The sequence below is a fragment of the Burkholderia sp. RF2-non_BP3 genome, from assembly GCF_001522185.1.
Taxonomy (GTDB): Bacteria; Pseudomonadota; Gammaproteobacteria; order Burkholderiales; family Burkholderiaceae; genus Burkholderia; species Burkholderia diffusa.
Map to the genome: position 1 here is coordinate 76,248 of NZ_LOSU01000066.1, position 12,286 is coordinate 88,533.

Annotated in this window: 14 protein-coding genes; 9 read left to right on the forward strand and 5 right to left on the reverse strand. The window is 60.4% G+C overall.

The features are described from left to right. Window positions 1-42: 42 nt before the first annotated feature. Entirely contained in the window at window positions 43-423 is a 381-nt protein-coding gene (locus tag WS45_RS29705; protein ID WP_059703034.1) for a hypothetical protein, read from the forward strand. Between the two features lie 211 nt (window positions 424-634). Here the strand turns inward: WS45_RS29705 and WS45_RS29710 are convergent, their stop codons facing one another. Then, window positions 635-1,504: an ImmA/IrrE family metallo-endopeptidase gene (locus WS45_RS29710; RefSeq protein WP_059703036.1), complete on the reverse strand. Its 870-nt coding sequence runs from the start codon at window positions 1,502-1,504 to the stop codon at window positions 635-637. Between the two features lie 3 nt (window positions 1,505-1,507). After that, window positions 1,508-1,900 carry a helix-turn-helix domain-containing protein gene (locus WS45_RS29715; RefSeq protein WP_006752917.1) on the reverse strand — a complete coding sequence of 131 codons (393 nt, stop codon included), beginning with the start codon at window positions 1,898-1,900 and terminating at the stop codon, window positions 1,508-1,510. 285 nt (window positions 1,901-2,185) lie between these two features. Here WS45_RS29715 and WS45_RS29720 point away from each other — a divergent pair, with 285 nt between their 5' ends. Genes WS45_RS29720 through WS45_RS29730 form a run of 4 tightly spaced genes read left to right on the forward strand, consistent with a single transcriptional unit; the run spans window position 2,186 to window position 5,069 of the window. After that, a complete protein-coding gene (locus WS45_RS29720; protein ID WP_059703038.1) occupies window positions 2,186-2,707 on the forward strand; it encodes a hypothetical protein in 522 nt (173 codons plus the stop codon). Between the two features lie 2 nt (window positions 2,708-2,709). Then, a complete protein-coding gene (locus WS45_RS35505; protein ID WP_156437342.1) occupies window positions 2,710-3,186 on the forward strand; it encodes a DUF7665 family protein in 477 nt (158 codons plus the stop codon). Then, a complete protein-coding gene (locus WS45_RS29725) occupies window positions 3,176-3,664 on the forward strand; it encodes a Mov34/MPN/PAD-1 family protein (RefSeq protein WP_059703040.1) in 489 nt (162 codons plus the stop codon). The genes WS45_RS35505 and WS45_RS29725 overlap by 11 nt, the downstream gene beginning before the upstream one ends. A 4-nt stretch (window positions 3,665-3,668) precedes the next feature. Continuing rightward, entirely contained in the window at window positions 3,669-5,069 is a 1,401-nt protein-coding gene (locus WS45_RS29730; RefSeq protein ID WP_179950413.1) for a ThiF family adenylyltransferase, read from the forward strand. 364 nt (window positions 5,070-5,433) lie between these two features. Here the strand turns inward: WS45_RS29730 and WS45_RS29735 are convergent, their stop codons facing one another. Beyond that, on the reverse strand, window positions 5,434-6,579 hold the full coding sequence (locus WS45_RS29735; RefSeq protein WP_059703044.1) for an integrase domain-containing protein: 1,146 nt from the start codon (window positions 6,577-6,579) through the stop codon (window positions 5,434-5,436). Between the two features lie 1,469 nt (window positions 6,580-8,048). On the opposite strand from WS45_RS29735, the gene WS45_RS29740 reads away from it, so the two are divergent. The 4 genes from WS45_RS29740 (at window position 8,049) to WS45_RS29750 (ending at window position 9,926) form a co-directional block, all read left to right on the forward strand. Beyond that, window positions 8,049-9,053 carry a PRTRC system protein D gene (locus tag WS45_RS29740; protein WP_059703045.1) on the forward strand — a complete coding sequence of 335 codons (1,005 nt, stop codon included), beginning with the start codon at window positions 8,049-8,051 and terminating at the stop codon, window positions 9,051-9,053. Between the two features lie 9 nt (window positions 9,054-9,062). After that, window positions 9,063-9,401 carry a hypothetical protein gene (locus tag WS45_RS29745; protein WP_059703047.1) on the forward strand — a complete coding sequence of 113 codons (339 nt, stop codon included), beginning with the start codon at window positions 9,063-9,065 and terminating at the stop codon, window positions 9,399-9,401. Between the two features lie 118 nt (window positions 9,402-9,519). Continuing rightward, window positions 9,520-9,675: a hypothetical protein gene (locus WS45_RS35835; RefSeq protein WP_168799608.1), complete on the forward strand. Its 156-nt coding sequence runs from the start codon at window positions 9,520-9,522 to the stop codon at window positions 9,673-9,675. Beyond that, complete coding sequence (locus tag WS45_RS29750; protein ID WP_059703049.1) at window positions 9,672-9,926, forward strand: hypothetical protein; 255 nt, start codon at window positions 9,672-9,674, stop codon at window positions 9,924-9,926. Before WS45_RS35835 ends, WS45_RS29750 begins: the two co-directional genes overlap by 4 nt. Before the next feature lie 95 nt (window positions 9,927-10,021). On the opposite strand, the gene ltrA is transcribed toward WS45_RS29750, so the two are convergent. Both ltrA and WS45_RS29760 read right to left on the reverse strand, forming a co-directional pair. Beyond that, window positions 10,022-11,392, reverse strand: coding sequence for a group II intron reverse transcriptase/maturase (gene ltrA, locus WS45_RS29755; RefSeq protein WP_059703051.1), 1,371 nt, complete (start codon window positions 11,390-11,392; stop codon window positions 10,022-10,024). 418 nt (window positions 11,393-11,810) lie between these two features. After that, window positions 11,811-12,038: a hypothetical protein gene (locus WS45_RS29760; RefSeq protein WP_244139199.1), complete on the reverse strand. Its 228-nt coding sequence runs from the start codon at window positions 12,036-12,038 to the stop codon at window positions 11,811-11,813. Between the last annotated feature and the right edge of the window lie 248 nt (window positions 12,039-12,286).

Here is a 12,286-nt window from a genome sequence, read left to right on the forward strand (position 1 = left end):
CGGCGTTCGCCAAAACCGGCCATCCAGCATTAGGAGGAAACAGTGATTTTTGATTGGCTCAAGAGCAAGACGAAGCCGACTGGTCCAGATTTTTCAGATGTCGACTCTCTCGAGAAAGCGGAAGCGCTCTACAAAAGCGGAGCACTTGGGAAAGTGTTGCTGATGCCCAGCGAGTTCGGCGGCCCGGATTTTGGTGCAAACGTCGTTTACGTACCGGTCGATATTGTGGCCCTGAAGCAATCTATGGACCGCAACGTTATCGCCCCAATGGCAGCTGCGGGCAAGGTCACTAGATATTCGGCGACACCGGAATACCAAGGGGCGAGCTTTATCCCCAAAGCGATCAAGGTCGAAGCTAGCAACCCGGGCCAGTTTTCGTCTGTCATCAGGATTTGGGGTGAGGCGCTGCCCGACCAAACTTGAATGATGTGGCGTTGTCCGTCATCGGCCAGGAGCAGACGGTCGACACGGTCGCGAATAATGATGACAATTTCCTACGAGTATCCCAACGACGGGAAACTCGGACCAGAATTCGGGCTTCGCATTCGTGCCCAGCACGGCTTTGCGGTGCGCATCGCCCAGGCTACGAGAGGACGTGAAAACTGGAGGACCGATCGCCGTCAGAAATCGACGATCATCTGCGTCTGCTCCGCTTGGAAAACGAAAGCTCACCCGTCAGTTCGGACAGGCCTTCGTCCTCGATGATGCGACTGCCGAATCTGTCGACTTCGACTCTAGGCGCGTCTTCCTCAGAAAACCAAATCAATGACACGGTGGTATCCGTTTTCGCATAGTGCCTGGCGAGTTCAGTGAGATCGAGCCCGACTTCCCAATCGTCGAACCATATGTCCTGCTCCACGGTGCCTTGTTCCGTACCGTTTTTTTCCAAGGCGCGCAGCCGCGCTGCAACGGAGGCATCGGGGATAGGTGACTTCGATGGAATCTTCGCACCCATCTGACGCAATGTCGTCGAGCGTGCGGCGTAGCGTATGCGCCCTGACTCCATTGTCACGAATGCACAGGGGAGTGGTGCAAACTGGGCGAAGCGCGAGCAGGCCGCGGGATACGATGTTTTGAACTCCTGAGCTAATTGTTGTATGGCGGCGAGGCTCGGTTCGTCGATGTCCCGAATGATCGTCTGGAACTGCTGCCAGGGCATGAGCAGTTCTGCGGCGAAGGTGTCGCAAAAGACTTCATTCTGGTCGCGCTTGACATATCCCCATTGCGGAACAAGTTCGTGCCGGGAAGGAAGGCCAAGTACGATGTGTGCAATCTCATGGCAAATCGTAAACCGTTGCCGCTCATCGGGTTCGCCTGAGTTGACGGTGATGTGTGTCTTGCCCCTGATGGTGACGGTAGTGCCCGATTGTCCCGAGCCCAAGTCCTCCACATGCAATCGGGCGTTGGCCTTCTTGATGTATGGCGTGAGATCGTTTCGGATGTTCGATAGATCCAGGTCTGAAATCCAGTCGCGCGCGATGCGCTGAACATCCTGATCATCCACGGCCTACTCCTCGTCGTCTTCGGCTTCGTAAAGACGCTTGACCCGTTCGATGAGTTTTTCAGGAGTGGGTCGAGCGTCGCCTCGAAATCGCATTCCCGCGGCGGAGATGAAGTAGTCCACCGGAATCTCCGCGTGGTCAAGCACATATTTGACCAATTCCACCGACGCGTCCGCATGATCCGCGAGCCACTTGACCATCGCAGCATCGCGTTCTGGCGCTTTCAGCGCGCGTATCAGCTTGGCCAAAGTGTCGGGCGTCGGGTTGGTTTTCTCGCCGCTCTCAAGGCGATTGATGTAGGCGTTATCCACATCGCTGAGTTCGCTTAATTCGCGCTGTGAGAGCGTTCGGCGTTCACGCAGCGCTCGCAGCGCTGCGCCTAGGCCGGTCTGGGGCATCAGGTTTCTCCGAAATCAATATTCACAAGCGACAGACGGTAGCTCGCAGTCGTCATCGCGGTCGAGCCACGCCCAGTGGCCCATGAGCAGGCAAATACGGACGCACCGCGTCCTCTGCTTGACAGCAGTAAAAAGTTCTGTCAGGCTGTTGTCTAGCCAGACAACGGATGCACTTGCTCCAATATGCCGCGTCTGCGCATAAAACGAGGCGAGGTTGTTTGTCTGGACAACAAGTCTGCCATGCCCCTCGCACGATCGCAACCATGTTTTTGCGTGAGGTGCTCGATGGAACCCCAATTATTTGAACTGTTTTTGCACGGCTGCGGGGACCCGCAGGTAATCGAGGCGGCAGGCGACGAGCTGCTGAAGGACGTGCTCGCGCGCCACAACGCGCTGCCCGGAGATGGCGAGTTCGTTTTCGTAGGAGAGACCGAGGAGGCGCGTACCGACGTAGATGGCGAGTGCGACACTCACGCGCCGGCCGACGTGAGTTTGACCGTGCTGGCACTCCTGCTGCCTGAGAAGCGGCACATTCACACGAAGGCGGCACGCAGCGTCACGGTGATGGTGAATTACAACGGCCAGAAGCCCAAGCGCCACTTTTCTCCCGCCGCGACGATTGAAACCGTCACGGTGTGGGCCAAGAAGCGCTTTCATATCGACGACGCCGATGGTGCAGAACTGGTGCTGGAACTGGAGCCGTCCAAGGAAATTCCGCGGATCGACCAGCACCTTGGCGAACTTCTGCGTCCCGGGCAGCATGCGCTCGAGTTCAACCTAGTCAAAGAAGTCAATCCGCAGGGCTGACCATGTCGACGAACGCGCAGCGGCTGCTTGAGGCGGAACTGACGGGGGGGCGTTTTCGCGCTGGTGTTGCGGGGGGCCGCTGGGCGCTCGCAACGCCGGTGTCAGGACTTGTCTGGCCTTACGTCGATACATGGATCACGGCAGGGATTCGACCCAACAGCCCGGATCAGTGGCTGGTGCGATGGAATGTTGACCAATACGGCAGCCAAGCCAGCACGGGCGGTTTTTGGGATCCGGGCACGGGCACCTTCCTCGCTCCTGAAAAATGGCCCAAAGGCCGATCCGGTTCTACCGTTGCGTCAGTGTTCAAGGTCGCCGGATGGGCCGCGCCTGGTCGTGGTTTCTATCACCATTACGACCGGCTCGCGATTCCGGGACACCCCTGGACGAAGGATGCATGGAATCCGACCGTGAAGCTGACTGATTTCATCACGCTCGTCTATCGTTGGCTCAACTGCGGGGACTATCTTGGCCAATAGCGACCAGATCGAAATCCCGCTCATGCTGTGGCGTCGGCTGGTGCGCCAGCTCGCTTCACGTAGCCGCGGCCGACGGGAATCCGGAGCGTTTCTCCTCGGTCGGCAGAATGCCCCCAAGCGCCAGGTCGTCGATTTCATTTGCTATGACGATCTGGACCCCAGGGCGCTGAGTCACGGGATCGTCGAGTTCCATCGGACGGGCTTCTCCTCTTTGTGGGAAGTCTGCAACAGGCGCGGGCTGCATGTGCTAGCTGACGTGCATACGCACCCGACTCCGGATGTCCGGCAGAGCTCGGTAGACAAGGCCAACCCGATGATCCCGATCGCCGGGCACGTCGCCTTGATCCTGCCGAGCTTCGGCGACACGTCGTTATGGTCGCTTTCGAGGGTGGGCATTCACCGCTTTCTCGGGAAGCGCCAGTGGCGGTCTTTCGACGAAGGGGACGCGAATGTCCCCGTGCGTCTCTCCTTGTGGTGATGCAATGATCGAAATATCGGAGCTTCCAGGCAATTTGTCCCGTATCGACAAAATCTGGCTTGACCGTGACGGGACCGCACCGAAAGAATCCCGGATCGCACGTGCGGCTCGCCGATTGCAAATCGTAGTCGGCACCGACGTTGCAAATTCCCATGCAAAGCAGGTGGCGCTCCTTACGGTGGTAAATCTCGCCGTAAAGTGCTTTGCTGCTCCGGTGCAGGTGATCGCGCCGGACAGCGTATGGGCGGCACGGACACTCGTGCGCGTCAGCTTGCAGCCGACGCTGGGGAACGCGCTGGAGGAACTCGGTGGGCAGCGTCACCTTGACGGCGTCGATCCCGACCGGGTTCACATCCTGCTGGGTGATGCGGACCCGCGAAGGCTTTCCCTGCGCATTACCTTTGATGGCTGGAAAGTGAGTGTCGGACCTGCGGCGCAGGTCGCGCGGCTTCCTGAGCGTCCATGGTGTGCGCTGGCACCGCTTGCCGCTGCAGCCGTGGCGTTGGGCGAGGTGTTTGCTTCGTTCGCGCGTATTAGCGTAGCGGCTGCACGCCGCGCCATCGGATTTTCGTTGTGGCGACCGGACCTGCCGATTGATTCGTCCGACTCGATTGGGGGCGCCATTGACGAAGCCCCGGTGGAGCTTTCCTGCTTTGGGTTGGGCCACCTTGGACAAGCCTACCTTTGGGCACTGGCATGTCTGCCGTTTTCTACCACCAAAGGCTCAAGAATCTATCTATGCGACGACGACCAGGTCGAATCGCCGAATCTGGAAACGGGCGCTCTATTGAATAGCGACACGCTCGGACACCCCAAGACCCGTGTGGTGTCGGAATGGCTTTTGAAGCGCGGATTCGATACCCGGCTGATTGAGCGGTTCGTAGATGGGAATTATCGTCGAAGTGATCGTGAGCCCGTGATTGCGCTGTCGGGATTCGACGACAACGAGGCGCGTCAGTGGTTAACCCAAGCGGGCTTTCCGTTGATCTTCGATTCGGGCTTGGGCGGCGAAGTCGGAACTTTCGACTCCGTAGCTGTGCATACGTGGCCGAACCGGCGGCCTGCGGCTGACTTGTGGCCACTTGAGAACGCGCAGGCGCGCCGGGAAAGGGAAGAACGGGCGCGTCGCCGGGCGGAGGCGAACCAGGGCTACGGCGCGCTTGCGCCGGACGAATGCGGTCGCGTTCTGGTCGCAGGCAAGTCAGTCGCGGTTCCGTTCGTCGGCGCTGTGTCATCTGCTTTTGTTCTATCAGAGATGCTGCGCACGCTTAACGCTGGCCCCACCTTCTATGACGCGAGGTTTAGGGTATGCGCGCTCTCTGACCGCGCCCTGACCGCATCGCTACGTTCCGGGCAGGCAGAACCCGTGAGCGGCATTCGTTGCCAGCAACTCGCTTGTTCCTGAGATCCTCGGAGATCAGCCAGACTGAATTTATCAAAGGAAGCTTCGTGGCCGAGACACAGCGTCTTGTCGGACGCATGCATATAGCGACGCCGAAAGGCTGCTTTGGAGAAGTCCGAAGGTCGCTTGTGGGTCGGCAAGCGACGACCACGGAAATCCACGAAGAATCAAAAAAAAGCCGGCTTGCGCCGGCTTAACGATGATTCTAGCGATTTCCGAGGGCCAGTGCCAGAACCTGAGAGACACACTCAGTTTATCGAGCAGTGGCTCGACGCGATCCCCGTATCACCTCCGATTTTCAGGTCCATTCTGGCATCCCGATCATTGCGCTGGGATTCACGCGTAGCGCCGCCGCAGTCGTATTCGCTCAAGCCGCGCTCCCCAATCGCGGCCCAAGAATTCTGTACAACGCTTGGCGCGAAATGCCCAACGCACCAGCAGCATGGGTCTTGTTCCCACTGGCCGCCTCGAGCGCAGCCTTCGCCTCATCGACGGTCGGCAACGCATTCTTCAACTCGGCCTGCCGGGTGAAGGTCGACAGGTAGGCATTCGCCTTCGACACCCGGCTATGCCCGGCAGCCTCGGCCACCCGCCGCTTTGCCTCGTCATGCGCGGCAGGATCGGGCCGCGACGACGAACCCTTGATCGGTGCCGGCACCTCGGCCACCTGCTCGTAGAGCGTCTGCAGATACTCGTGACGCAGTCCGTGACTCGTCACGCCGATGCCGCTTTTCGTCACGCCATGCTTGCCGAGCACGTAGTAGTACCAGTCGCGCCACTGCTTCAACGTCCGGCCGACGGGAATTGTGGACCCGGTGACACCGTTGCTCAGGCGGGCCGCTTCTTCTAGGATCGCGATCTTCCGCTCAATCGGCACCTCCCGCGGCCGCCCACCCTTGGTTCCGCGAGTCACCGCAAGCATATGCGGATCCCGAACCGCTTCTACCGGGCGCAGCATGAAGCTCTCCTCGACACGCAGCCCGAACGCTGCCTGCAGTTTGAGCTGCACGGCGGTGTACGGACACGTCTGCGCGATCTCTGCGATCTTCGCGACCGCGTCCACCCCGTTCGCCACCCACGACTTATCCTCGGTCGCCACATAGCTGCGCTCGAGGCCCGCCTCACGGCGATCGACGTAATCGCCGAGCGTGCCGACGAGGTTCGCCTTGCCCAGCCACTGCGCAAGCGCTCGCAAGTAGGTGAGCTTGTTCTCGATCGTGCCGCCGGACTGTTCAGCCTTGACCCATTGGTCGACCAGGTACTCGATGTGCTTGGTCTTCAAGGACCACGGCGTCTGAAGGGCGAAGCCACCCTCGCGCAGTTCGACGAATGCCTTGCAGATCGCCGTCGCGCGATATTCCTGCGTCTTGATCGATAACGCACGCTTGCTGATCCGCGTCGTGCTGTGGATCTCTGCGACGTGCTGATCGAAGAGCACCAGCAGCGCATCGCGAAATTCCGGCGACAGTCGATAGCGGCCCACAACAGCCCGAACGTTGAGGATCGCAGCCATACACTTACTCCTTGCGGCCGGCGCCGCTCACATCTGGCGGAACACTCCCGCCACTTCTTTTAACCTATCGATCCTGCGCGGCCAACGCATTCCTCCGCAATGACCGCCCACCGATCGCGCTCCGCGAGACCGTCGGCCTCGATCTACGGGGCCAACGCCGATTCCCATTCGCGAACCCATCCTACGATGCGCGCCTTCGCGGTCAAGAACCGATCGGCGCTGATTCGCCCGTGTCCCGCCGATTCCACTGACGCGGCAAATCTTCGGTCAGCCAACGGTGCCCGCTCCGCGCAATCGCTCCCCACGTCAGTCGGCGCGGGTCGATCTGGATTGCTCGCTGCGAACCCATAGACGTTCACCTTTGCCGCCCGTTGCCCGCCCCTACCTGGCGCAACAACGGCTACTTCTCTCGCCCTCGCTCGCGCGAGTGGCTCCGCCGGTATCCGCCGGCGCGGGCTTGCTGCTTCCTGTCCTTTAGCGATTCCATCCGATCAGCCCGCTGCATGGGAAGAGCATGCAATCCGACTGTCCATCCTGCTGCCATGACCGACGTAGTCCGCGCTCCGCGCAAACCGTCGCCGACCATTTCGCACCCGCTCTCCGGACGCGCTGCGCGGAGTGACTCCGCCCAGATCAGCTTCGTGGCTACCCTGCCAGCCTGACGCTTGCGCGTCTCGGCGTCGACGATCCTCGCGGTCGCCGGCGCCGAGCTATGTGCCGGGCAATTCCTGTTGCGCATTTTGGTTACGGCTGCGCCTACCGTTCGTTCTTCCAATCAGGGAATCGCGACGCCGGTCTCTCCGGTTCGCAAGACTTCCCCCGCCCCCAAGCACGTTCATGTCCGCCGCGGTGTATCGGGCTTCCTGAACGCACCCAGCTCGTTCGCTGAAAGGGCGTGAGTAGACGCAATCGAGGTTGCGTGGACTGTCCGGTGTCCGGTGTCCACATGTCCTCATTGCGTCCCATTGCGGCAAACCGCCGCCGATCGTATGGATATCGCACTGTCCAGGGGTCCTCAAGGTGGACCACTGTGTACTTGATTTGCTTCAGAAAAAGGCCGCGTCAATGTGCGGCCCGGACGTTTCACTGCGTTGGAGGCCCAAAGCGGGCCGGAAGGAGGGGTGTGAGCGCTTTGCGCTCGGTTTCGATGCGTCGATGACGCGGTAGGTGATGCCCAGAATAGGCGGTTTTGTCACGCTCGGCCGCGCGAAAGCTGGCGGGAAGTGCGCCGCTTTCCAAAACTTGACTTTGCGTACCGCTCGATAGACTGGATCACGCAATCTCGGACTTTATCCGGGAGATTCAAGGGCTCGCCATTGCAATCTCCCACTTTATGTCCGACTTCGGTAACGGCCCGTTTTCAATGTCCGACTTTATCTAGGACTTTGGTGCAGTGGCCGTGCCGAAGTTCGACTCCGGGTTCGACGTTGCACTTGCCTTCCATGAACCAGTGACCAAAGGAGTCGCCCTTGAAAACTGCAGTCTTTGCTATCGACGTCGGCTACGGCAATACGAAATACGCACACCGTGCCGCGAACAACGCCGTGGCCTCCGGAATGTTTCCGTCGCTCGCGCCGCTTGCGGCGAGCCGTTCGATCGCCGGCTACGGAGACAGCGTGCTGACCACCCGCAAGGTGGCCACCATCGTGATCGACCAAGTCGAGTACGAGGTCGGCCCGGACGTTTCCCTGACTGCCGCATACGGCAATACCGGACGCGCGCTGGCGGACGACTACATTCTCACGAACAACTATGCCGCGTTGCTCCTCGGCGCGATCCACTTTTCCGGCGTAACCCATGTCGAACGCCTGGTGCTCGGCCTGCCGGTTCACAACCTGAAAAAGTACGCAGGTGCGTTGATGGAACGGTTCACCGGCACGCTGGATTTCGGCGCGGGCCGCGTGAAGATCGACAAGGTGATGGTGATCCCGCAGCCGCTCGGCTCGCTCGTCCTCGCCTCCAGCAACCGGAAAGGCGGGTTTGGCCGCGACGTTGAACATCTCGTCGTCGACGTCGGTTACTTCACGACCGACTGGGTGTACGCGAGCGGCTTCGCGATGGACGACAAGCGCAGCGGTGGTATGCCGGGCGGCGCATCTCAGATCTATCAGCGCATCGCCCAGCTGATCGCACGCGACCAAGGCGACGCGGTCGAGGACATCGAGCGGATCGACAAAGCACTGCGCGAGCAGACGCCGTTCTTCTTCTACGGGAACGACATCGACCTGGCGCCCTATCTCGAGAAAGCGCAGCCGTTGATTTCGGGCGTCGTGAAGGAAATGCAAAACAACGTCGGCCGTCTGGCGAACGTTCGATCGATCATCCTGTCCGGCGGAGGCGCGGCACTCTACGCGTCCGTCATCCGACAAGCGTTCCCGCGGGTCGTCATCGAGGTGATCGACGCGCCGTGCCTCGCGAACGTTCGGGGGTTCCTGCTGGTCGGGGAATCGAGCGTCGCTCGCGAACGCCGGTAAGGAGGGGGCATGAGCGACAAGATCGAGATGACCATCACGATCAACGAGCTCGTGTCGCCGCTGCTGTTCGAGCGGTTGAGCGCGTGTCCGTCGGCCCGTCGCCGGGCCGCCGTCCTCAAAGCGTTGGCCGAATCAGCGCTTCGTCACGAATTGACCGGGCAGGCGCTCGTCGTAACGCCTGCAGTGGCCGCGCCGCTCGTCGCGCCCGCATCACCCAAGGCTACGCAAGCGCGCGCGACTGGCGCCGACGAGAGCGACGCGTTTCAGGTACTCAGCGTTGGCGATGGGAGCCTTGACGGCGCCGGCTTCGCCGACTCGCTTCACGATCAGCTCGGGGTATGGGCGTGACAGCCCATCGGTCGGTTTTTTCGCGGCTTGCTTTTTGTATAGACCTGAGAGAATTGCTGTACGAGGTAGGTGTTCAAAACGTGCGCCACGTCTTGCACCGATAGATAAGGAGAAGAAGATGCTGGAACTGATCGAGTGGATTCGCAACGGTGAACTGATTCACAAGCTCGCATCCCCCTACTTTTGGCTGGCTGTGGCGGCCGCCGCGATTGCTGCCGAATACTGCGTCGAGGCATGGCACGCCCATATGGCCAATGCCAAGGACGAGCAATGAACGCCGTCGCCGGCACCGCATCCACTATCATCCGTGGATTCCGGGCCCTCCCGTTTGTCCTGCGCCGCTTCGTTCTGGTCTTGGTGTACTCGCTGATCTTCATGGCCGGCGCTTTCATGCACAACCACGGCGCGGGCGACATCGCCAGTCTGTTTCTTCTTGTTGGCGCGATCGGCACGTTTTGGGCCGCCGGGGCGTGGCGAGTATTCAGGCTCATCCTCCTTCTCGTCCTGGTTATCGTGGGTGACTAAGCAAAAATCGGGATAGGGGCGGTCAGAAGCCTGACCGTTCCCCTCCCACACCACCCGGCGTGCGGGTCCGCACCGGGCGGTTCGAGTAGTTGAGGCTATGAGAGTCGGGGTACGCCGAGACGGTCGAAGTAACCAGTGGAGAGTACGAGGTGCAGCGCCCGCCCGCTGGTGTGCCACCATCGGCGGCTATGACCAGCGGCCTTCCGCGCCGCCGATTCCGACGCGCCCAGCGCTAGTAGTTCTCTATAGACTGTTGTGCCCCGACGCCAGTGCTTGAGCTGCAGTGCACGCAGCCGGTGTCTGATCCATTCGTCCAGTCGGCGGAACACCTTCGGTGTTTGTGCCAGTTGGAAGTACGCCTTCCACCCCGGTACGTATTGCCGTAGTCGCTCCACCACGGACGGCATGCTGCTGCCGCCAGACCGACGCGTGATCTCCCGGATACGCTGCTTGAAGGCTGCTTGCGCCTTTAACGAAACCGCACATTTGACCTGGCCACTTGGGTCACGCCACAACTCGTACCCCAAGAACTTTCGGCCCGTCGCTGGTGCGACCGCCGTTTTGGACTCGTTGACCTTCAAGCGTAGAGCAGAGTAGAGGCAGCGTAATCCATCCAGTACGCGTTCCCCCGCGCGCCGACTGCGTACGTAAATATTGCAGTCGTCGGCATAGCGCACGAACCGATGCCCGCGCCGCTCCAACTCTCGATCCACCTCGTCCAGCAACACGTTCGCCAAGAGGGGCGATAGCGGGCCGCCTTGCGGCGTGCCCTCGAATCGCTCCTTGGTAATCCCGTCGTCCATGACCCCGGCCGTGAGGTATCGACGGATCAACCGAAGGACGGCTTTATCCTCGATTCGCCTTGATAGCCGTTCCATCAGAACGTCGTGATTGACTCGATCGAAGAACTTTTCCAGATCCACATCGACGACTACGTCGTACCCGTCCCGCACGTGACTTTGTGCCATCAGCACCGCGTCACGCGCTCGACGGCCCGGCCGGAAGCCGTAGCTGTGTTCGGAGAAGCCGGGATCCATCAACGGTTGCAGGACTTGCAGAAGGGCTTGCTGAATCAGACGATCCGTCACCGTCGGAATCCCCAGTTCTCGCACTCCACCATCGGGCTTCGGAATCTCGACGCGCCGCACGGCCTGAGGCCGGTAGCTTCCGTCTTGTATTTCCTTCCGAATCCGCGGCCAGTGCGTCTTCAGGTATTTCGCCGTTTCGGTAATCGTCCTTCCATCAACCCCTGCACTGCCACGATTGGCTTTGACACGTTTCCATGCCAACACCATGTTCGTGGTCGAGAGGGCCTGCACTAGCAGTTCCTCCCGTCCTGAGCTTTCGGATTCTCGCCGTGCCGCACGTGCTTCATCGCGCCCCGCGTCCGGCGAAGCTTCACCTCGCCTCTCCTCGATTCGCTCCGGTTCCCCGGACTTCTGATGCCTTGCTCGTTCGAACGACATGACCGATCACTCTCCTACTCGTTCGGCCTTTCGCCCTAGCTAGTGGCTACTATGGCCTCTGCTGACTCCTTGCTCCGGCTCGTCACCGTCGCCCTTTCAGACGTAAGGCAAGGTCTCCCCAGGTAAGAACGCACTCCTTCATCGCACAACCGCCGTATTTACATCGCCTCGCCTTGGTCACAAGAGCTTCGCGGTCTTTTGCCCGCTCGCCCTGCTCAGCAATGCCTTCTATACGGTTCTTGTCCATCGGCTCACGATTTACGCTCCACGCTTCCTTCCCACACTCGGTCACCCTCATGCAGTTGCGCTTCACTTCGTTCGTTGTGACCAACTTACGGCGGGACTTACACCCGCAGGAGTGCGCCCATGCTGGGCGCACAAAAAGCGACTTCCCGAGGGAAGTCGCTTGTCTTCAGGTTTAGTGCGCTCGGCTCTTCTCTTTTTCTTCGAGCCACGCCATGCAAAAATCGACCGCCGGCTGGAACGCTTCATCCCGGAGGATGTAGCGATCGTCGCCTTCGAGCAGCCGGTCGATCACGTCGAAGCGCGGACCTTCGGAAAGGTCCGCTGCCCCCTCTGAGGCCACCTTGGGCGGCACCTCGATCACTTCAAACTCATCCAGCACCAGTCGAAACGAGCCCATCATTCACCTCGTGATGTGGCCCGGCGCAATACGGCCCGGAGGGGACGTATCCCCACCGGGTAAGAAAAAAAGAATGCCGGCTACTGCCGGCGCCAAAGTCACATTGCTGCGCACATCCCACTGGTACGGATCCGCGTCAGGTTTCTTTTCCGCGTTTCCTCACGCGCCAGTTGCCTAGGGCGTGTTCACACTATGCTGATTTAAGGTTATGCTTCGGAGATGGAAATCTCCGAAGCCCAATTCGAACAGAG

Coding starts and splice junctions, on each gene's coding strand:
- WS45_RS29715 (WP_006752917.1), bottom strand. CDS start 1,900: ATGCCCCAGACCGGCCTAGGCGCAGCGCTGCGAGCGCTGCGTGAACGC.
- WS45_RS29720 (WP_059703038.1), top strand. CDS start 2,186: ATGGAACCCCAATTATTTGAACTGTTTTTGCACGGCTGCGGGGACCCG.
- WS45_RS35505 (WP_156437342.1), top strand. CDS start 2,710: ATGTCGACGAACGCGCAGCGGCTGCTTGAGGCGGAACTGACGGGGGGG.
- WS45_RS29730 (WP_179950413.1), top strand. CDS start 3,669: ATGATCGAAATATCGGAGCTTCCAGGCAATTTGTCCCGTATCGACAAA.
- WS45_RS29735 (WP_059703044.1), bottom strand. CDS start 6,579: ATGGCTGCGATCCTCAACGTTCGGGCTGTTGTGGGCCGCTATCGACTG.
- WS45_RS29745 (WP_059703047.1), top strand. CDS start 9,063: ATGAGCGACAAGATCGAGATGACCATCACGATCAACGAGCTCGTGTCG.
- WS45_RS35835 (WP_168799608.1), top strand. CDS start 9,520: ATGCTGGAACTGATCGAGTGGATTCGCAACGGTGAACTGATTCACAAG.
- WS45_RS29750 (WP_059703049.1), top strand. CDS start 9,672: ATGAACGCCGTCGCCGGCACCGCATCCACTATCATCCGTGGATTCCGG.
- ltrA (WP_059703051.1), bottom strand. CDS start 11,392: ATGTCGTTCGAACGAGCAAGGCATCAGAAGTCCGGGGAACCGGAGCGA.
- WS45_RS29760 (WP_244139199.1), bottom strand. CDS start 12,038: ATGATGGGCTCGTTTCGACTGGTGCTGGATGAGTTTGAAGTGATCGAG.